Below are 20,550 nucleotides of genomic sequence, written 5' to 3'. Positions count from 1 at the left end.
CCCTTTTCAACCGGGCACTGGGCCCGGCATGGGTTTTAACGAATCGTATTCAACTGCTCAGCGGCTCTATGCTCTCCTGATGGAGCACGGCGCCAAACCTTTGTCTGAGAAATTGCACATTGGGATCCTGCTCCAGATCCCGGCTCACCTGCTCGCGCACCCCCAGATAGAGGCGATGCTCGATCTCAAGGGGGGTTTCCTGATCCGGCACAGTCCCCAGTGTCACCTCCACCTGCACGGCTTGGCCAAGCTCGGGGCCTATGATCTCGGCCAGATCGACACGGGCCCTGTCGCTGACCAGATGACGCTGTTCGGGTTTCAGGGTCAACAACACCTTGTCTCCCTGCCGGGTCATAACAGAGTTGATCGCAAGCTGACGCAGCCGGCCACCTACGCCGGTACGGGCAATCAACTCAGCCCAGGGATCGCCGCAATTGACCAGCAAGGAAGACGGGATCAGTCTGGCGACCTCTTCCCCCTCCTCGGGTTGGTTGTCGCTCTCCAGCTCATCCCAGTCTATGGTCTCCATCACGGAGGCAACCATGGGCGCTGGCTCGCTGGTAGCAACTGCTTGGGGCATCACGGGTGCGGCACTGGACACGGCAGGCGCTACCTGCGCCCTCGCGGCCGGCGTACCGTCCAGATCCCAGGGCGGCAGATCATCGGGGTTGGGGCGAACCCTGGTGGGCGCCTGAGCCGGGGCAACCTGACCATAGGCAGGCATGGCACTGGCTCCCGAAGCCGCCGTCTGTGCCAGATTCGCCATTGACGCACTGGCAGCAGACTCGCCAAAGCCTTGATTCAGATACTCTTCATAGTCGCTGCCCCCCTCATCGTATGCATCCAGCGGCGGCAATTCGTCATATGCCGTCACAGAGGCTGAATGATGGACAGGCGCCACAGCCTCTGCTTGCCAGGGAGCTGATGGTGGCGTGACGGCTGGTTGCGCGACAGGGCGCCCCTCGGGCGCAGCCACCGGTTTGATGGGTGCAACACGCGGGGCCTGGGCTGTCGCAGGCTCGCTGCGCAATCGGCTGCGCAGCAGATTGCGCTTGCCAAGCAGGCTCTGCATGCTGGACGCGGCAGACGGCGCGGCTTCAGGCTCAACCACCGACTCGGCGATTATCTCAACCGGCACCTCGATGGGTTGCTCAGCTGCCACTGCCATGTCTGAAGGAAGGTGCTGCATCGCCTCATCGGCAACCACAACGGTGCTGATCGGGGTGCTCGGCGCATCCATGGCAGGCTGCGCCTCGTAGCCCATCTGCTGCGCTTCGCGCAGCAACTCGTCCTGTTCTGCAAAGAGCGGCGCGCTCAGCGCATCGCTGGCCGTCTCCTGCTCATCCGTCTCGAGCACGGCATGCGCAACAACGGGCACCATCTGGGTGGCGGTATGTTCTGCCGACACGGATCCGGGGGCAGCAGGGGGAGCCACAATCGCAGTGGCCAGCGTCGGGGCGGAGTCAGCCCCGCGGGACTTTCCCAGCTGGGCCGGCACGGCTCCCATCCCTCCCGCCATGGAGGGTGGCAGAGCCGTGAGATTGGCAGGATGCACGGCCTCACGACGCGGGGAGAAAGCCAGCATGCGCAAGCACGTCATCTCCAGCGAGGTGCGACCGTCCGGTGCCCAGGGCAGATCTTTTCGTCCCCCCAGCACAATTTGGTAACAAAGCTGCACCTCTTCCGGGCTCATGGCCTGGGCAAGTTGCAGCAGAGACTCGGCATCGGCCCCCTGCTCCTGCACTGTGGCAGGCAACAGCTGTGCCATGGCAATGCGGTGCAGCAGACCTTCCAGCTCGGCATGGAGCTGATCAAAATCGGGGCCCAGGGTAGCGATTTCAGTGATCTTGGCCATGGTGGCCGCGGCATCCTGGCGCAGGATCGCCTCCAGCAACTGGTGCAGGTGACGATGGTCCAGGGTGCCCAACATGGCCAGCACGCTTTCAAGGCGCACGCTGCCATTGCCATGGGCCAGCGCCTGATCGGTCAGACTCAGGGCATCGCGCATGCTGCCATCGGCCGCCTTGGCCAGGGCCAGCAGGGCACGCGGTTCGAACGGTTGAGCTTCCTGATCCAGCACCCACTCCAGCTGCTTGGCAATCTGGGTCTGATCCAGACTCTTGAGATGAAACTGCAAGCAACGGGAGAGAATGGTAATGGGCAGCTTCTGCGGATCCGTGGTGGCCAGCAGAAACTTCACATAGGGGGGCGGCTCTTCCAGGGTTTTGAGCAGAGCGTTGAAGCTGTGACGCGACAACATGTGCACCTCATCGATGAGATACACCTTGAAGCGTCCGCGGGCCGGGCGGTACTGCACGTTATCGAGCAGCTCGCGGGTATCTTCCACCTTGGTGCGGGAGGCGGCGTCAATCTCCAGCAGATCGACAAAGTTGCCCTGATCGATCTCGCGGCAGGTGTCGCATACGCCGCACGGGTGACTACTGATCCCCTGCTCGCAATTGAGACTCTTGGCCAGAATGCGGGCTATGGTGGTCTTGCCGACCCCTCGGGTACCGCTGAGCAGATAGGCATGATGCAACCTCCCCTGATCCAGGGCGTTGGTCAAGGCGGTCAGCACATGATGCTGGCCTACCACTTGTTCAAACGTATGGGGGCGCCATTTACGCGCCAGAACCTGATAGCTCATAAATCTCGATGCAGGGATAACAAGGCATTGAGGCAGAATGCTAACACAAATGGATGTTGGGCTGTATCGGCTATCGGCGGGGTCGGGAGGGATCGCTTGAATTTCAAACCGATGCCCGGACGGGCACCGGTTTCAAGACGCGCAACAGGCTGACGAGGCCTGCTTTGCATACTGGGGGATTATTCGCCGGCCAGTTCGACCAGTGAGACGACCTTGATGCCGGCGGCAGTCAGGCGGGCATCACCACCCAGGGACGGCAGTGAGATGATGAAGGCCGCATCGGCCACCTCACCACCGGCACGGCGGATAAGCTTGACGGTCGCATCGACGGTACCGCCGGTCGCCAGCAGATCGTCAACCACCAGCACCTTGTCACCCGGCACTATGGCATCGGTGTGCAGTTGCAGGGTGTCGGTGCCGTACTCGAGGGCATAGGACTCTTCAATCACGGCGCGGGGCAGTTTGCCAGGCTTGCGCACAGGCACAAACCCCAGGCCCATGGCGAAGGCGACCGGCGCACCGAAGATGAAGCCGCGGGCTTCCGTACCGACGATCTTGGTGATCCCTTGATCACGATAATGCTCGGCCAGCAGATCGATGGTGGCCTTGAAGGCCTCCGCATTCTCTATCAGGCTGGTGATGTCACGAAACAGAATGCCCGGCTTCGGATAGTCGGGAATGGTCTTGATGCTCGCTTCGATAAATTTCAGGGTTTCCGGATTCATGGTTTGACCGTTTGTTTTTCGACCCAGATGGCCGTTTATCTCATCTTCCCGCCAGCGGGAAATAAAAAGGCCCATCACGCAACATGACAGGCCGACTCCATAGCATTATTGCCGCAATAGCTTAGGGACTTCACTTCTCCATTGCAACTGGCTCCAGTACTGGCAAACGTATTAACCAGGTGAGCAGGATCACCATTATGGCAATGAGCAGCAATCTGACCCACAGCAGAGGCACCACCGCCAGGGACACAGAGAAAGAGAGCAGGATAAAGACGACAGCGCGGCGACGGGCATGACGGCGAATGCCGCGGTGCAGCTGCCAGTCGACGATGGGCGGCCCGAACCAGGGGTGAGCCAGCAACCAGCGGTGAAAGCGGGGAGAAGAACGGGCAAACAGCGCCGCCGCCAGCAACATGAAGGGAGTGGTTGGCAGCAGTGGCAGCACTATCCCGACAATGCCGGTCACGAAGGCCAGCCAGCCCAACCCCATCAGACACCAACGTTTCATGGCTGCTCCTTTACAATGCACCTCTGCTTAGCCTAACAGAATTGGCCCAAAAGCCGACAACGTCGGCTATCTCCGCATGAATCTGCGGCTCATCAGATTCAATGAAGCTGCCAACGGCTATCGTCTCTGCAATCCCTTGCCTTCGGAACCGGTTATGCGCGTTATGATGTTAATCCCCTTGCGTTAGGTGGCTGATTCATCCCGACGTGTAGGCTGACGGCTGACAACACCGGCCATTGCCACTACAATCTGCGCTCTTTTTTCTCCCCTTGTCTTCGGAAGCTGCTATGCGCGTTATCATGTTCATCCCCTTGCGCTAGGTGGCTGATTCATCCCGACTTGTGGGACGACGGCTGACAACACTGGCCATTGCCACTACAATCTTCGCTCTTTTTTCTCCCCTTGTCTTCGGAAGCAGCTATGCGCGTTATTTTGGCCCCCATGCAGGGGGTGCTGGATCACCTGATGCGGGAGGTCCTCACCTCCGTCAACGATTACGACCTCTGCGTGAGCGAATTTATCCGTGTGGTCGATCAGCTGCTGCCTGCCAAGGTGTTTTATCGGATCGCGCCCGAACTCAAGCAGGGCGGCAAGACCCGCGCTGGCACACCTGTGCGAGTACAACTGCTGGGGCAGCACCCTGAATGGCTGGCAGAAAATGCTGTGCGTGCCATCGAGCTCGGCTCACCGGGGGTCGATCTCAACTTTGGCTGCCCTGCCCCCACAGTGAACAAGAGCAAGGGGGGCGCCGTCTTGCTCAAGGAGCCCGAGGCCGTCTACCGCATCGTCAAAGCAGTACGTGAGGCGGTGCCCGCCCATCTGCCGGTCAGCGCCAAGATCCGCCTCGGTTACGATGACAAGGATCTCTACCTGGAGAATGCTCAGGCTGTCTATCAGGCCGGCGCCAACGAGCTGGCGGTACATGCCCGCACCAAGCGCGAAGGCTACAAGGCGCCAGCTCATTGGGAGTATGTGGACGCCATCCGCCGCGCCCTGCCCATCCCCGTCACCGCCAATGGCGAGATCTGGGATCGCCAGGATGCCCTGACCTGCGCCAGTGTCTCCGGTTGCGACGCCCTTATGGTGGGCCGTGGCGCCATCTCCCTCCCCAATCTGGCCAACGTGATGAAGACCGGCTGTGCTCACATGAGCTGGGCAGCAGTGTTGCAGCTGATGGTGAGTTACACGGAGCAGGATCTGGCGAGCGAGAAGGCGGATTACTATCCCAGCCGCATCAAACAGTGGTTCAGTTACCTCAAGCGGGAATACCCGCAAGCCGACCTGTTGTTTCGTGATATCCGCCTGTTCAAGGAGACGGATCCCATTCGCGAGGCCCTGTTGCAAGCCACGAAAACTGTGATCTAACCGTCCTTTACTTGACGCATATCATCTTGATAATCCTGTCGCTTCCCTATACTGCCTTGGATTTGTAATTCGTCTGTTGGGGGCTAGTGTGTGTGAAATGACGCAAGCCCGGTTGGCCGTGTGGCGTGAACGCCTGCTGGCTGACTGGGCGCAAGTAAGAGGAGAGCTGATCGATCAGCTCAAAGCCTGCCGGCGTGACGAGTGGGCGGAAAAAGTGGATCACTGCGAGCGGGATCAGCTGGTTGATCTGACCAGTCGTCTCGATTTGCCCAAGGTGGAGCAGAGTGTGGCGAGCCTCAAGCGGATCGATGCTGCTCTCTGTCAAATGGATCTGGGCCTTTATGGTCTTTGCTCCGATTGCGAGGAGCCGCTCTCCATCGAGCAACTCGAGCAGGATCCGACCCTGCAACGCTGTCCGCGCTGCGAAACCCGTTATGACAAGGGGTTCCACGCCCACGAACTCTAAGGGATGCACATTCGTGCATCCTCTCTTCCCGGCTGGTCAGGCTGTCGCTTCTATCCAATAATCAACAACAACCGTGCTGAACAGGGATGTTTCCGTGTACAGAGTCTTGTTGTTATGGTGTTTGTGTTTCACCGCCTGGGCACAGGAGTCACTGAGCGTGGGCTGGTCAAGCTGGCACCCGTTCAGCTTTCGCGATGAACAACAGCAGTTGCAGGGGCTGGACATAGAACTGCTGGAGGCCATCTTCAACCAAGCTGACTTCGAAGCCCGCTACATCGAAATGCCCTGGGCCCGGACCCTGCGCGAGCTCGAGTTCGGCTCCCTCCAGATGACGATGACGGCCAACAAGACAGTTCAGCGGGAACAGTTTGCCCGCTTCTCCATCCCCTATCGCCATGAAAGCACAGTGCTGATCATCCGACGCCAGGACAAAGCACGCTGGCAAGGGGTCGACCAGCTATCCGAGCTGCTGCCCCTCACCCAATTCACCATAGGCGTGCTGCGCGATTTTGATTATGGGGCGGATTTTCGCACCTTTATGCAGTCCCCCCAGGTGACGGATCGCCTGATCGTCAGGTTGCGGATGGATCAATTGATCAAACTGCTACTGGCGGGGCGCATTCAGGGGGTGGTCATGGATCCCATGGGCATGCAGGAGCTGGCCCTCGCGGGCATATCCCTCGATAAACTGACCACCTTGCTCGATATCCAGCAAAACCCCGTGCATTTGATGCTAAATCGCCGCACTACCACAGAGCCGCAGTTGCAGCGCCTCGATGAGGCCATACGGGCGCTGATGCAAAGCCCGCAATACGCCCAAATCCTCGCCCGTTATCACTACCCGCTACGCTGAGGCAGATATAAAAAATGGGCCCAGCGGCCCATCTCTCTTTTGGTGTCTGTTATTGGGCCAGCAAATGACCCACCAGCTCATGACGCCACCCTTGCAGCAACATGGGCTTGTCGCTGCGGGCGCGCTCTTCATCGCTCATGCGCCAGCTCCAGGTGAAGTACTGGTGAATGATCTTCTTGCTCGCCACCAGCTCAGGCGGAATATTGCAGGCCTTGGCCTTCTCTTCCACCATCCCCTTGATGCGCTTGAGTTCAGCCTTGTACTGGGGATAATCCACCAGTCGGCGGATCGGCTCGGGCCAGCTATCCGGCTCGCTGCGCTGGGCCTGGGCCACTATGTCCAGCATCCGCTTGCCATGGATCTTGATTTCGATGGGAGCCAGACCCAATTCGTTGAGGTCGCGCAGGGAGGCCGGACGACGCTCGGCCACCTTGAACAGGTGCAGCTCCTTGACCACGAAATTGAGAGCCAGATCACGACGCACCGCTTCCTGCTGACGCCAGGCAGCCAGCTCGCGCAGTATGGCCAGTTCGCGGCGGCCCAGTTGCCAGGCGTTGATAATATCGAGATAGGCTTGATAGGGATCACTGCCCTGGGTCTTGCGAGCCGAGTGGTTCTGGCACTCCTGCTCGAACCAGGCGAATTTGCCGCTTTCGTGCAGTTTGGCCATCACCTTCTCGTAGAGGGGCATCAGGTAGAGCACATCGGCGGCTGCATATTCGAGTTGACGTTCGGTGAGCGGGCGGGCGAGCCAGTCGGTACGCGCCTGATCCTTGACCAGATCCACCCCGAGAAACTCCTTGGCAAGAGCACCAAAACCCACAGAGACACCATAGCCCAGGAAGGCCGTTGCCAGCTGGGTGTCGTGCATCTGATTGGGCAGGTGACCGGCTTCATGCTGGATCAGCTCAAGGTCTTCGCCGGAGGCGTGCAGTATGGCGATCTGCCCTGCCCGACCGAGCCGTTGCCAAAGGGGGGCGAGATCCAGAGCGAGTGGATCCAGCAACGCCAGATGCTCACCATCATAGATCTGGAACAGACCCAGCTGGGGGTAATAGGTGCGGGTGCGAACGAATTCAGTATCGATGGCCAGGGGAACGTCGGCCAGGGAGGCGAGATACTGCTCCAGTTCGGCTTGCTGAGTGATAAGTTGATAGTGCATCGTTGCCTGCGCGTTGATCAGGGCCAAAAGAAAAAACCGTGGAATGACCCACGGTTTTGCATGACAGCGGCGGATCGCCCGTTATTGCTTGGCAATTTCCTCGTCGCGCAGCACGCGCCGCAGGATCTTGCCCACATTGGTCTTGGGAAGTTCGTCGCGAAATTCTACCAGTTTCGGCACCTTATAGGCAGTGAGATGTGTACGGCAGTGGGCAATTATCTCGTCCTCCTGCAACTTTGCATCTTTCTTGACCACGAAGATCTTCACCAGCTCGCCGGATACCTTGTGCGGCACGCCGACGGCGGCCACTTCCAGCACCTTGGGATGGAGCGCCACCACGTCCTCGATCTCGTTCGGATAGACGTTGAAACCCGAGACCAGGATCATGTCCTTCTTGCGATCAACAATCTTGAAAAAACCCTGCTCGTCGCACACGGCGATATCACCGGTACAGAGCCAGCCATCCTGCATCACCTCGGCGGTGGCTTCCGGTCGCTGCCAGTAACCCACCATCACTTGCGGGCCGCGCACCTGCATCTCGCCCGGCTTGCCGAGCTCGGTGATCACCTGACCTGCGTCATCCACCAACCGGATATCGGTAGAGCAGACCGGCAGACCGATGGAGCCGTTGTAATCGAGCAGGTCGTAGGGGCAGACGCTCACCAGAGGGGAGCACTCGGTCAGCCCATAACCTTCCAGCAGCGGGGTGTCGGTCAGCCCCTTCCACTGTTCGGCGACCGCCCGTTGCACCGCCATGCCACCCCCTATGGTCAACTTGAGCTTGCTGAAATCCATCGACTGGAACTCGCCGTTGTTGACCAGGGCATTGAACAGAGTGTTGACCCCCGTGATGCAGGTGAAGGGGTATTTTCTGATCTCTTTGACAAAGCCCGGTATATCGCGCGGGTTGCTGATAAGCAGGTTGTACCCGCCCATGCGCATGAACAGCAGACAGTTCACTGTGAGGGCGAAGACGTGGTAGAGCGGCAGTGCCGTGACCACGAACTCCTTGCCACGCTCCAGCATGGGGCCGTAGACGCCAAGACACTGCTCGACGTTGGCAATCATGTTGCGGTGGGTCAGCATGGCGCCCTTGGAGAGACCCGTGGTGCCGCCTGTGTACTGCAGGAAGGCGAGATCGTCGTTGGTGATCTCGGGCTTGATGTATTGCAGATAGCGACCCTTGGCGAGGGCCTGGCGCATGGTGCTGGCATGGGGCAGGTTGTATTTTGGCACCAGCTTCTTGACGTATTTCACCACGAAGTTGACGAGCGTGCCCTTGGCCAGCCCCAGGTTGTCACCCATGCGGGTCAGGATGACGTGCTTGATCGGGGTGTCGTAGACCACTTTTTCCAATGTATGGGCAAAGTTGGAGACGATGACGATGGCCTTGGCACCCGAGTCCTTGAGCTGATGTTCCAGCTCACGGGGGGTATAGAGGGGGTTGACGTTCACCACTATCATGCCAGCGCGCAGTATGCCGAACACGGCAATGGGATATTGCAGCAGGTTAGGCATCATGACCGCTACCCGATCACCCTGACTGAGCTTGAGGTCATTTTGCAGGTAGGCGGCAAAGGCGCGGGACTGCTCTTCCAGCCGGCGGTAGGTGATGGTCTGCCCCATGTTGACGAAGGCAGGTTGATCGGCAAACTGGGTTACCGACTCTTCAAACATCTCGACCAGGGAGCTGTATTGGTCTGGATTGATCTCGGCGGGGACCCCTTCCGGATAACGCTTCAGCCAGACTTTTTCCACGAACTTCTCCTGCATAACTAGCACCTGTGCGCTCACTGTGTTGCCTCCGTCCCTGTTCACATCCATTTCAATTGGTTGTTTTAAGCTCATGCTCTAATGCCGCACATACTTACATAGGGCAACATCAATTAACAGCAAATTAACAACAGAAAATGTGAGGAGGAAGACAAACCTGGAATGATTCAAAGCCGGTGATTCTAACGAATTTGACAAAATTTTTCGATACAAACGGCGGTATCGGCCGAATTTTCCATATGAAAGTGGTGGTTTCCCGCCAAAACGACCCTTTCTATCCGCTCGAATGCACCATGACGCAGCTGCCACTGCGCCAGCAGACTGGCAAAGCCCTGCTCACCCCGGATAAAGAGCACAGGACAACGGATGGCACGGATCAGCGCCTGGGCCTGGCCTTCGCTCATGCGCATCGGCGAGAGATCCCGCAGGCGGGGATCGCTGCGCCAATACCAGCGCCCTGCCCGTTCAACCAGCTGCCGTTCGCAGATAAGGCGGGCGGCCGATGGGGCTATATCCGCCACCTTGCAACGGGCCATTACCGCTTCGTCGATGGAGGCGAATCCATTGGGGGCTCGCTCGCGAGTGCGGCTGCGATTCAAGATCGCTTTACGCAGTTGCTCCGGCACAGTGTCATCGGGCTGGGTCAGTGGCCCCAGCCCCTCCAGCATGATGAGTCGCTCAACCTGCTCGGGAAAGACACCGGCATAAGCAGAGGCGATCAGGGCACCGAGGGAGTGACCGAGCAGGATAAAACGGGACCAGCCTGCCGCCTGAACGATCTGGTAGAGATCATCGAGCCAGTCGACAAAAACATAAGGGGTAGCCTTGTGATCTGAATGACCATGACCCGGCAGATCGACACAGACCAGGTGAAAATCTGCCAGATAGGGTGCCAGAGGCAGAAAGCTGGCGCCGTTGTCGAGCCAGCCGTGCAGGGCAATGACCAGGGGTTTGCCCTGCCGGCCGTTATCCAGCAGAGCGATGCGCCGTCCATCGGCCAGGGTGAGGAAGCGCTCTTCCATCATCACCAGCGGGAGTAGTGGCGTCTTGGCCAGAAGGGATCATAGAAGGGGTCGTAGAAGTAAGGGTCCATGTAGCGGATCTCCACCTCCTTCACCGGCGGCCACAGCTTGCTGGAGTTGGCATTGAGCACGGAGAAGCGATACTTGTGCTCGCCAATCTGGCTGTCTACCGGTTTGTCTATGGTACCCAGCACCGTCAGGCTGCGTCCCTTGGCGTAGAGGGTCGGATCGACAAATCCCTTCATGATGGCCAGAAATCGGCCCGGGCTCTGCTCGGTCTGCTCCGGCACGCCGTTGGACTTGAGCGGCAGATAGACCACCTCGACGACGCTCTGATTCGCCTTGTTGTGTACCGCAGAAATGACCCCGCTCCAGCGGGCAGGCTTGCCTTCCTGACCAACCAAGCCAGGCTGATAAGCCACCAGCTGGTTTGCCGGCTCATACGCCAGCTCCTTGGGTACCGAGCTGCACGCACCGAGCAGCAAGCCGGCCAACCCTATCACCATCGCACGCTTGATCATGTCACTCTCCTTTTTGGGATACAGATACCGGGCGCGTTACCAGCCCTGTTGGTATGCAGCAAGAGCACCATCAATGCCACGGCTCTTCGCCGTTATTCGCGGCCCGGCAGTTTTTTCCAGGTCACCTTGTCTCGCAAATAGACAGGCGTGGCCTGCTCCACCGGCACCGCCTCCCCCGCCAGCCAGGCGGCGCGTGCCAGCGGCAGCATGTCAACCGCGGCCGGGAAGCGCACCTGGCTCACCGCCAGCTCTGCAGCAAGATCAGCAAGGGCTTCGCCATAAGTTTCAAAACCTGTGCCAACGCAGCTCCAGCTGCCAGTCAGCTTGCCGTGTGCCAGCGTACGGTCAGCCACCAGAGTGACCGGATCGCTCACCACTTCGTCACCTACCAGTTGCATACGGCCATCCTTCAGCTCGTACTGACCGAAGTAAACCTCCCCCATGCGCGCATCGATGGCGGTCAACACCCGCTCGCCCCCCTCCAGCCGGTGAGCACCCTGCGCCATGGCAGCCAGTGTTGAGATGCCGATGAGCGGCACGCCAACGCCGAAGGCCAGCCCCTGGGCCACACTGATCCCGATCCGCACGCCGGTAAAAGAACCCGGGCCACGGCCGAAGGCGATGGCATCAAGCTCGCCCAGGGTTATCCCGGCATCGTCCAACACAGCCTGAACCATGGGCAAAATTTTACGGGTGTGATCCCGCGGCGCCTCTTCCCAGCGGGAGAACAGCGTGTCGCCCACCAGCAAGGCGGCGGAGCAGGCTTCGGTGGCGGTATCAACGGCCAGGATCTTCAACTCGTTCATGCTTTCCAATCTCTATAACATCAGTCAATTACATAACCGGCAAGTCCAGGACGAACTCACTGGCTGTTCAAATCAAGGTATTTTTTCAGCGCAATCCATTCAGGGCAGGCTGAAGAAGGTGCACCGGCAGGCTCACTCACAGCGATCGAAGAAGTTACCCAGCGTCCCCAACGCCCGCGTACGGGGAATTGCTGGCAAACTCTTGATAAAGGTGGCGCCGTAGGGTTTGTTGACCATGCGTGGATCACAGATGACCAGTACACCGTGATCACTGCGATCACGAATGAGCCGCCCGACCCCCTGTTTCAAGGCAATCACCGCCTTGGGCAACTGTATATCGGCGAAGGGATCGCCCCCTTTGAGCTTGCAGTCATCGACCCGCGCCTTGAGCAACGGGTCATCGGGGCTGGCAAATGGCAGCTTGTCGATGATAACACACGACAACGCAGCCCCCCGCACGTCTATCCCTTCCCAGAAACTGCTGGTGGCCACCAGCACAGCGCGGCCATTCTCCACAAACTCCTTGAGCAGTCGCTGCTTGTTATCCTCCCCCTGCAGCAAGACGGTGCGGCCAATTTCACGGCGCAGCACCTCGGCCACCTGACGCATCACCTGATGGCTGGTGCAAAGGAAAAAACAGCCCCCCGGCGTCTTGTTGATAAGGGGGATCATCAACTGGGCCAGCTGTTCGCCCCGCCCGAAGGCATTGGGCTCGGGCAGAAAACGGGGCACACACAGCCGCGCCTGCTCGGCGTAGTCAAACGGGCTGTCGAGAATAAGCTCGGCGCTGCCGGCCAGTCCCAGCTCGGCTTTGAAGTGATCAAAGCGCATATCCACCGTCAAGGTGGCAGAGGTAAAGATCCAGGCCACCTCGGGACGCAGCACCTCGGCGCCAAACCGCTCTGCCACCGACAGTGGGGTGATATTGAGGGAAAAGTGAAGCCGCGAGCAGTCATACCAGTAGGAGAAACCGGTCTGGTTGATAGCCAGCACCTCCCCCAAGCGGGTGCGCAGTTCACAGATCCGCTCGAAGGCATGATCCAGCTGCTCACCACGCCCCAGCGCCAGTTTAAGCACCTCGTAACAGAGCCCGAGGGCATCATTGAGGCGGGCCAGCGCCTGGGCCCAGAGCGGATGGCGCAACATGTCGCGGGTATTGCCGCGCCCGCCATCTACCCCGAAGGCAAGACGCAAATCCTGACTGGCGATGGAGAGCCGGTCCGCCGCCTTGCCAAGCTGCCCCATGTCGTGCGCCTCGGCCCGATAGGCCAGCTGGATATCCTGCGCCAGATCCTGGATGGTGCGACTGCCCACAGACTTGCCGAAGTAGTTGGTGGCGATCTCCGGCAACTGGTGCGCCTCGTCGAATACATACACCTGTGCTTCGGGCACCAACTCGCCAAATCCAGTGTCTTTCACCGCCATATCGGCGAAGAAGAGGTGATGATTGATCACCACTACCTGGGCATCCATGGCGCGGCGGCGCGCCACTACCAGATGGCAGTCGTCGTAATAGGGGCAGTCGCGACCGAGGCAGTTGTCGTTGGTGCTGGTGACGTGGGCGAGGATCTCGGCGTTCTCCTGCAATCCCGGAATATCCCCCACATCACCATTGTCGGTGGCGGTAGACCAGGATTTGACCTTGACCAGATCGTTGAGGATGTCGGGCTTTTGCAGATGGGATTCACTAAGCAGCCGATTCATCCGCTCTATGCACAGATAGTTGCTTCGCCCCTTGAGCAGGGCTACTGGTGGTGTGTAACTGAGCGCGCCTGTGATGGTCGGGAGATCCCGGTAGAAGAGTTGCTCTTGCAGGTTTTTGGATCCGGTGCTGATCACCACCCGCTTGCCGGATTCCAGCGCAGGCACCAGATAGGCGTAAGTCTTGCCGGTGCCCGTGCCCGCCTCCACCAGCAGGCGGCCACCACTCTTGATCGCGCTGGAAACAGCCTCGGCCATGGCCAGCTGCGGGGCGCGGGCAACAAAGCCGTCGATGTGGCTGGCCAGAGGGCCATCTGGCTTGAACAGGGTCTGGATGGTCAAAGGGGCGTCCCGCTGCAAAAGCGGGCATTATGCCAAAAGCGTAGCGAAAGCGGGACTGATAATGCGTTCAGACGAAGAGATCGATCTGATGGTCGGGGTCCGGCTTGTGATCATCCTCTTCAACCTTTGGCTGATCACGTTTGGCATCGGGATAGGCTTGCTGGCGTTGCTGGGATTCGCCGTTGTCCGTGCTGGTCTTGCGCAACTGGTGTTTCTTGCTGATCTGGGTCACTTCCCGCTTGATGTCGTCAGGATTCGGGGCAGCAGGCGCTCTGGGCAAAATGGGGAATAACAGGTCCTGGCTTGGCATGATCTCGACTCCTCTGGGGCATCTTGTCTAGTTATCGACCAGAAAACCGTTTTCTTCACTTTAATCGATGAAATCACAATTTCGGGTTGCTTTTTCTGTCAAGGAAGGTAGTTTAAATCGGGCGTCAACTACGACATCTTCTTTGTAAAGGATTGATTACATGAAGTTCACCCTGCTGAAGACTCATCACCACCATCATCATCCCGACTAGTCTTTCAGGAGGTTGACTGCTGGAAGACACTTAACTGGTGACTTCCAAAAGGACCGCAAGATTCATAAACCCTCGGAAGCACATACTTCCGAGGGTTTTTTCGTTTTTGACTAGAAGGAAATCGAGCAAATGGAAACACAACGTCTGCGTATCGCCATGCAAAAGTCCGGTCGTCTGAGCCAGGACTCCCAAGCCCTGTTCAAGAGCTGCGGCCTCAAGATAAACCTGCGGGAGCAGCGTCTCATCGCCCATGTGGAAAACATGCCCATCGACATACTACGGGTGCGTGATGACGACATCCCCGGTCTGGTGATGGAAGGGGTGGTCGACCTTGGCATCATAGGTGAGAACGTGCTGGAAGAAGCGCAGCTCATTCGCGCCTCCCAGGGGCTGCCTGCGCAAGTGAAAACCCTCAAACAGCTGGATTTTGGGGGTTGCCGCCTCTCGCTGGCAGTACCGGACGATGTGGCCTACACAGGGCCCGAAAGTCTGGCAGGCAAGCGCATCGCCACCTCTTACCCGGGTCTGCTCAAACGCTTCTTCGACGAGAAGGGGCTCAATTTCAAGAGCGTCATGCTGGGCGGCTCGGTGGAAGTGGCGCCGCGCGCGGGTCTGGCCGATGCCATCTGCGATCTGGTCTCCACCGGTGCCACCCTGGAAGCCAACGGTCTCAAAGAGGTAGAAGTGATCTACCGCTCCAAGGCGGTGCTGGTGCAAGCCCCCAACCCCTTGAATGAGGCCAAACAGAAGCTCATCGACAAGTTGCTGCCCCGCATCCAAGGGATGCAGCAGGCCCGCGAGAGCAAGTACATCATGCTGCATGCCCCCAAAGACAAGCTCGATGCCATCACGGATCTGCTGCCGGGCGCCGAGCGCCCCACCATCATGCAGCTGGCCGGTGACACCAATCAGGTGGCCCTGCACGTGGTATCCAGCGAGACCCTGTTCTGGGAGACCATGGAGCAGCTCAAGGCCCTCGGCGCCAGCTCCATTCTGGTGCTGCCCATCGAAAAGATGATGGAATAAGGAAGGGACATCATGCAGACCCTGATCTGGAAAACCCTCTCCCCTGCCCAGCAGGCCGACGTGCTGACCCGCCCGGCCCTCAATGACGAGGCCGATATCGGCGCAGTGGTAAAGGAGATCATCGCAGCCGTCCGCAGCCGTGGCGATGAGGCCCTGCGCGAGCTGAGCCTGCGCTTCGAGCGCGCCCCCCGTGAACAGCTGCGGGTCAGCGAGACCGAAATCGAGGCCGCCTGCGGGCGTCTGGATGACGACATCAAAGACGCCATCAAGGCTGCCATCTCCAATATTCGCACCTTCCATGCGGCGCAAGCACAACCTGTGGTGCGGGTAGAGACCCAACCCGGGGTGGTGTGCGAGCTGCGCACCCAACCCATCAGCAGGGTCGGTCTCTATGTGCCTGGGGGCAGCGCGCCGCTCCCCTCCACCGTCATGATGCTGGCCATTCCGGCAGGCCTAGCCGGTTGTCGTGAAGTAGTGCTCTGCACCCCGTCCCCCGCCAGCGACGAGATACTGTTTGCCGCCCGCGCCTGCGGGGTCGAGAAGGTATTCGCCATCGGCGGTGCTCAGGCCATCGCCGCCATGGCTTATGGCACGCAGACGATCCCCAAGGTGGACAAGATCTTTGGCCCAGGTAACGCCTACGTGACCGAGGCCAAGGGGCAGGTTTCTCGCGACTGGCGCGGCGCCGCCATCGATATGCCCGCCGGCCCCTCCGAGGTGCTGGTGATTGCCGACGAGAGCGCCAATCCCGCCTTCGTGGCGGCAGATTTACTTTCTCAGGCCGAGCACGGCCCCGACAGCCAGGTAGTGCTGGTCACCACATCGCCGCTGCTGGCCGATGCCATTGCGGGCGAGATCAAGCGCCAGTTGGCCCAGCTCAGCCGCCGCGAGATCGCCGCCAAGGCGCTGGGTTCAAGCCTGGTGATCCTTTGCGACACGCTGGATGAGGCCTGCGCAATCTCCAATGCCTACGCCCCGGAGCACCTGATCGTGCAGACCCAAGCGCCCCGCGAGCTGCTGGACCAGCTCGAGAACGCCGGTTCCATCTTTCTGGGCCAATGGACGCCCGAGTCGGTGGGGGATTATGCCAGCGGCACCAACCACACCCTGCCCACTTACGGCTATGCCCGTACTTGCTCGAGCCTAGGGCTGGCCGATTACCAGCGCCGTTACACTGTGCAGGAACTCAGCGTCGAGGGCATCCAGGGGCTTGGCCCCATAGTCCAGCGCATCGCACAGGCCGAGGGGCTCGATGGACACAAAAATGCCGTGACGCTGAGATTGAATGCACTGCAAAAGGAGCGGACATGAATAACACCGCACCAAGGGGGCTCGATGCCTCCATCAATAACGCCGTCACCCTCAGGTTGAACGCCCTAGCCATTGAGTCACAGCAAAACGCACAGCAGAAGGATTTGTCATGAGCATCGCCAATCTGGCTCGCCGCGTGGTGCGGGCTCTCACCCCCTATCAATCCGCTCGCCGCATCGGCGGCAAGGGCCATGTCTGGCTCAACGCCAACGAGGCGCCGCAGGCCTATCCCTTCACCATTGAGGGAAATCGTCTCAACCGCTATCCCGAGTGCCAACCAGCCGAGGTGGTGAACGGCTACGCCGCCTATGCGGGGGTCAACCCAGACCAGGTGCTGGTCAGCCGTGGCGCCGACGAGGCAATCGAGCTTCTGATCCGCACCTTCTGCGAAGCCGGGGAAGATCAGATCCTCATCTGCCCACCTACCTACGGCATGTACGCCATCAGTGCCGAGACCTGTGGCGTTGGCATTGTCGAACAGCCGCTTACTGCCTGTCGTCAGCCGGACTGGCCAGCCATCGCTGACCGCCTGTCTGATGTGAAGCTGGTGTTCCTATGCTCCCCCAACAACCCCACAGGGGATCTGGTGGGCCGAGACGGCCTCATCGCGCTGCTGGAGAAAGCACGCAATCGCGCCATTATCGTGGTGGATGAGGCCTACATCGAATTTTGCCCCAAGGCGTCCGTGGTGGACCTGCTGGCCCGCTTCCCCAATCTGGTGGTGACTCGCACCCTCTCCAAGGCCTTTGCCCTGGCCGGGATCCGCTGCGGCTTTACGCTGGCAAGCCCTGAGGTCATCGCCATGCTGGCCAAGGTGATTGCCCCCTATCCCATCCCGGATCCCATCGCCCAGATAGCGGCGCAGGCGCTCTCCCCCATGGGGCTGGAGCTGATGCAGGAGCGGGTCGCCGAGCTCAACAAGCAGAAGGCGCTTATCAAGACAGCGCTGACAGCGCTGCCTTGTGTGAGAGAAGTATTCGAGGACAAGGGCAACTTCATTCTGGTGCGCTTCGTTGACAGCGCGGCCGTGTTTGCCGCCATGAAAGCTGCCGGCATCATATTGCGGGATTTCTCCACCAAACCGGGCCTTGAAAACAGCATTCGCATTACCATCGGCTATCAGAACGAAATGGATGCCGTGCTTGCAGTCCTGCGTGATCAGCCAGTCAGTTTATAAGGATGTAATTTATGAAGACCCAGTTTTTGTTTATCGACCGCGACGGCACCCTGATCGAGGAGCCGGTGACCGACAAGCAGGTGGACAGCCTCGCCAAGCTGCGCTTCGAACCCATGGTGATACCAGTACTGCGCGAGTTGCAGGCTGCCGGTTACGTGCTGGTGATGGTGACCAACCAGGATGGACTGGGCACCGCCAGCCTGCCGCTGGAGAACTTCCAGCCGCCCCACGACCTGATGATGCATCTCTTTGAATCCCAAGGGGTGAACTGGGAGCAGGTGCTGATCTGCCCGCACTTCCCCACTGACGGCTGCAGCTGCCGCAAGCCCCACCTCGGGCTGGTGAAGGAGTATCTCGCCTCGGGTCGCATCGACTTTGCCAACTCCTTCGTGATTGGCGATCGCCAGACCGATCTGCAGCTTGCCGAGAACATGGGCATTGGCGGCATTCGCTACCACCCGCAGGATCACGACTGGCTCACCATTCGTGATCAGCTGCTATCCAAGGGGCGCGTGGCCGAAGTGGAGCGCTACACCAAGGAGACCCGCATCCAGGTAGCCGTTGATTTGGATAAAAGTGGCGGCAACCAGATCGCCACCGGCATCGGTTTTTTTGATCACATGCTGGATCAGATAGCGACCCACGCCGGTTTCAGGCTCAAGCTGAACGTCAGCGGTGATCTGCACATCGACGATCACCACACGGTGGAAGATGTGGGACTGGCGCTGGGTCAGGCCATGCGCCAGGCCCTTGGCAACAAGCGCGGCATAGGCCGTTTCGGCTTCGTGCTGGCGATGGACGAGGTGCAGGCGGTGATCGACGCACGTCCCCTCACCGAGCAGGAAGTGAGTACGGCACTGGATCTCAGCGGTCGTCCCTACTTCGTGTTTGACTGCCCGAGCGGCTTTGGCCGCGACAGCGTGGGCGAAATGGCCACCGAAATGGTGCCCCACTTCTTCCGCTCCTTGTCGGATGCCATGGCCATCACCCTGCAGATGAAGGTGGGCAGCGGTAACACCCACCACCAGGTGGAGGCACTGTTCAAGGGCTTTGGCCGCGCCCTGCGTCAGGCCATCCGGGTGGAAGGGAGCGAGCTCCCCTCCAGCAAAGGGGTATTGTGATGGATATGAGCAAACAGAAGCGGGTCATTATCGGCACAGCCGTGATGGTGAAAATCTCGCCAATCGACATAGGTAAGGCACGATGAACAATCAAAAACTGGTCATCATCGACACCGGCTGCGCGAATCTGGCCTCGGTCAGAATGGCGTTCGAGCGCCTCGGCGTGCAGCCGCTGGTTTCCAGCAAGGCGGCCGATATCGAGCAGGCTGACAAGCTGATCCTGCCCGGCGTCGGCACGGCGGTGGCCGCCATGAAGAACCTCAACGAACGGGGGCTGGTGCCCCTTATTAGCGCCGCCAAACAGCCGCTGCTGGGCTTTTGCCTCGGCATGCAGATGCTGGCGGAAGCCTCCGAAGAGAACATGATCGCTGATGGCAGTGAAGGCCAGCTCATCGACTGCCTTGGCATAGTGCCTGGCAGGATCAGGCTGATGGAGGTGGGCAATTTGCGCCTGCCCCACATGGGCTGGAACCAGATTGAGCACGACGAAACGCACCCGCTGCTGAGCGGCATTCCAAGCGGCAGCTACTTCTACTTCGTCCACTCCTACGCTTTGGAGGTGACGGAGGCGACACTCGCCACCTGCGATTATGGCCAGCCCTTTACCGCCATCGTGAGCCGGGACAACTTCTTTGGCGCCCAATTCCACCCGGAGCGCTCAGGCGCAGCCGGTGCCCGTTTACTGAAAAACTTTCTGGAGCTGTAACAAGGATGATTATTCCCGCCATCGATTTGATAAATGGTCAGGTCGTACGTCTCTATCAGGGGGACTATGACCAAAAGACCGAATACAGCAGCAGCCCCCAGGCCCGCTTTGATGAATATGTCTCACAGGGCGCGGTGCAGCTGCATCTGGTGGATCTGGACGGCGCCAAAGAGACACAAGCCCGCCAGCTGCCCCTGCTGACCCAGCTGCTGTCGGCTACTGAAGCGCCTGTGCAGGTCGGTGGCGGCGTACGCACCGAGCAGGATGTGGCAGACCTCTTGGCCGCCGGGGCCAGCCGGGTGGTGATAGGCTCCACCGCCGTCAAGTCCCCGGACCTGGTGGCCAGCTGGATGGAAAAATATGGCCCCGAGCAGATAGTGCTGGCGCTGGACGTCAATATCGATGCACAAGGCAATCGCCATATCGCAGTGGCAGGCTGGCAGGAGAACAGCGGCGTGACCATAGAGGCGCTGATCGAGCGTTTCCTCCCTGCCGGCCTCAAGCATGTGCTCTGCACCGACATCAGCCGCGACGGCACCCTTTCCGGCAGCAACGTCGAGCTCTATCGGGATCTTTGTGCCCGCTACCCGAGCGTGGGCTTCCAGGCCTCCGGCGGTATCGGTGGCATCGCGGATATAGAAGCGCTCAAGGGCACAGGGGTCAAGGGGATCATCCTCGGTCGCGCCCTGCTGGAGGGCAAGTTCTCGGTGGGCGATGCCATCGCCTGCTGGGCCAATGGCACGCAAGACTGACGGCCTGGCCAGCAGGCATGACAGCACAGAGGTTGGACAAACGTC

19 protein-coding genes and 1 other annotated feature are annotated in these 20,550 nt (G+C 59.7%); of the genes, 9 read left to right on the top strand and 10 right to left on the bottom strand.

Annotation, left to right across the window (positions count from 1 at the left end; translation table 11 throughout):
- Positions 1-49: 49 nt before the first annotated feature.
- The 3 genes from dnaX to AC1P02_RS15980 all read right to left on the bottom strand — a co-directional run bounded on the left by dnaX (position 50) and on the right by AC1P02_RS15980 (position 3,880).
- On the bottom strand, positions 50-2,647 hold the full coding sequence (dnaX, locus tag AC1P02_RS15990; protein WP_485182643.1) for a DNA polymerase III subunit gamma/tau: 2,598 nt from the start codon (positions 2,645-2,647) through the stop codon (positions 50-52).
- Between the two features lie 179 nt (positions 2,648-2,826).
- A complete protein-coding gene (apt, locus tag AC1P02_RS15985; protein ID WP_005311419.1) occupies positions 2,827-3,372 on the bottom strand; it encodes an adenine phosphoribosyltransferase in 546 nt (181 codons plus the stop codon).
- Positions 3,373-3,502: 130 nt separating this feature from the next.
- Complete coding sequence (locus AC1P02_RS15980; RefSeq protein ID WP_005311418.1) at positions 3,503-3,880, bottom strand: YbaN family protein; 378 nt, start codon at positions 3,878-3,880, stop codon at positions 3,503-3,505.
- A gap of 420 nt (positions 3,881-4,300) precedes the next feature.
- On the opposite strand from AC1P02_RS15980, the gene dusC reads away from it, so the two are divergent.
- The 3 genes from dusC (at position 4,301) to AC1P02_RS15965 (ending at position 6,564) form a co-directional block, all read left to right on the top strand.
- Entirely contained in the window at positions 4,301-5,245 is a 945-nt protein-coding gene (gene dusC, locus AC1P02_RS15975) for a tRNA dihydrouridine(16) synthase DusC (RefSeq protein ID WP_058394377.1), read from the top strand.
- A gap of 97 nt (positions 5,246-5,342) precedes the next feature.
- Complete coding sequence (locus tag AC1P02_RS15970; protein ID WP_021139343.1) at positions 5,343-5,711, top strand: TraR/DksA family transcriptional regulator; 369 nt, start codon at positions 5,343-5,345, stop codon at positions 5,709-5,711.
- 94 nt (positions 5,712-5,805) lie between these two features.
- Positions 5,806-6,564 carry a substrate-binding periplasmic protein gene (locus AC1P02_RS15965; RefSeq protein ID WP_485182642.1) on the top strand — a complete coding sequence of 253 codons (759 nt, stop codon included), beginning with the start codon at positions 5,806-5,808 and terminating at the stop codon, positions 6,562-6,564.
- A 49-nt stretch (positions 6,565-6,613) separates the two neighbouring features.
- Here AC1P02_RS15965 and rnd read toward each other — a convergent pair whose 3' ends face one another.
- From rnd to AC1P02_RS15930, 7 genes are all read right to left on the bottom strand, one after another.
- Positions 6,614-7,726 carry a ribonuclease D gene (rnd, locus tag AC1P02_RS15960; RefSeq protein WP_034523764.1) on the bottom strand — a complete coding sequence of 371 codons (1,113 nt, stop codon included), beginning with the start codon at positions 7,724-7,726 and terminating at the stop codon, positions 6,614-6,616.
- Positions 7,727-7,807: 81 nt separating this feature from the next.
- Positions 7,808-9,484 carry a long-chain-fatty-acid--CoA ligase FadD gene (gene fadD, locus AC1P02_RS15955; protein ID WP_271788280.1) on the bottom strand — a complete coding sequence of 559 codons (1,677 nt, stop codon included), beginning with the start codon at positions 9,482-9,484 and terminating at the stop codon, positions 7,808-7,810.
- Between the two features lie 197 nt (positions 9,485-9,681).
- Positions 9,682-10,524 (bottom strand): alpha/beta fold hydrolase, encoded by an 843-nt coding sequence (locus AC1P02_RS15950; protein ID WP_021139339.1) that lies wholly within the window; start codon positions 10,522-10,524, stop codon positions 9,682-9,684.
- Positions 10,524-11,042 (bottom strand): Slp family lipoprotein, encoded by a 519-nt coding sequence (locus tag AC1P02_RS15945; RefSeq protein WP_021139338.1) that lies wholly within the window; start codon positions 11,040-11,042, stop codon positions 10,524-10,526. Before AC1P02_RS15945 ends, AC1P02_RS15950 begins: the two co-directional genes overlap by 1 nt.
- Before the next feature lie 92 nt (positions 11,043-11,134).
- Positions 11,135-11,848: a tRNA (adenosine(37)-N6)-threonylcarbamoyltransferase complex dimerization subunit type 1 TsaB gene (gene tsaB / locus AC1P02_RS15940; protein ID WP_021139337.1), complete on the bottom strand. Its 714-nt coding sequence runs from the start codon at positions 11,846-11,848 to the stop codon at positions 11,135-11,137.
- Positions 11,849-11,980: 132 nt separating this feature from the next.
- Positions 11,981-13,891: a DNA repair helicase YoaA gene (yoaA, locus tag AC1P02_RS15935; protein ID WP_005311395.1), complete on the bottom strand. Its 1,911-nt coding sequence runs from the start codon at positions 13,889-13,891 to the stop codon at positions 11,981-11,983.
- A 67-nt stretch (positions 13,892-13,958) separates the two neighbouring features.
- Positions 13,959-14,201 carry a hypothetical protein gene (locus tag AC1P02_RS15930; RefSeq protein WP_017412649.1) on the bottom strand — a complete coding sequence of 81 codons (243 nt, stop codon included), beginning with the start codon at positions 14,199-14,201 and terminating at the stop codon, positions 13,959-13,961.
- A gap of 186 nt (positions 14,202-14,387) precedes the next feature.
- Positions 14,388-14,516: a sequence feature (His leader region), on the top strand.
- A gap of 25 nt (positions 14,517-14,541) precedes the next feature.
- On the opposite strand from AC1P02_RS15930, the gene hisG reads away from it, so the two are divergent.
- From hisG to hisA, 6 genes are all read left to right on the top strand, one after another.
- Positions 14,542-15,438 (top strand): ATP phosphoribosyltransferase, encoded by an 897-nt coding sequence (gene hisG / locus AC1P02_RS15925; protein ID WP_005311391.1) that lies wholly within the window; start codon positions 14,542-14,544, stop codon positions 15,436-15,438.
- A gap of 12 nt (positions 15,439-15,450) precedes the next feature.
- Positions 15,451-16,749 carry a histidinol dehydrogenase gene (gene hisD, locus AC1P02_RS15920; protein ID WP_290045518.1) on the top strand — a complete coding sequence of 433 codons (1,299 nt, stop codon included), beginning with the start codon at positions 15,451-15,453 and terminating at the stop codon, positions 16,747-16,749.
- 109 nt (positions 16,750-16,858) lie between these two features.
- On the top strand, positions 16,859-17,926 hold the full coding sequence (gene hisC / locus AC1P02_RS15915) for a histidinol-phosphate transaminase (RefSeq protein ID WP_087755743.1): 1,068 nt from the start codon (positions 16,859-16,861) through the stop codon (positions 17,924-17,926).
- 11 nt (positions 17,927-17,937) lie between these two features.
- Positions 17,938-19,047, top strand: coding sequence for a bifunctional histidinol-phosphatase/imidazoleglycerol-phosphate dehydratase HisB (gene hisB / locus AC1P02_RS15910; protein ID WP_485182641.1), 1,110 nt, complete (start codon positions 17,938-17,940; stop codon positions 19,045-19,047).
- A gap of 82 nt (positions 19,048-19,129) precedes the next feature.
- Positions 19,130-19,753 (top strand): imidazole glycerol phosphate synthase subunit HisH, encoded by a 624-nt coding sequence (gene hisH / locus AC1P02_RS15905; RefSeq protein WP_096119538.1) that lies wholly within the window; start codon positions 19,130-19,132, stop codon positions 19,751-19,753.
- A gap of 5 nt (positions 19,754-19,758) precedes the next feature.
- Positions 19,759-20,505, top strand: coding sequence for a 1-(5-phosphoribosyl)-5-[(5-phosphoribosylamino)methylideneamino]imidazole-4-carboxamide isomerase (hisA, locus tag AC1P02_RS15900; RefSeq protein ID WP_447824926.1), 747 nt, complete (start codon positions 19,759-19,761; stop codon positions 20,503-20,505).
- Positions 20,506-20,550 lie beyond the last annotated feature (45 nt).

It is taken from the genome of Aeromonas sp. TS_SC_11 (assembly GCF_057318915.1).
This window is presented reverse-complemented; position numbering and strand designations above follow the sequence as displayed.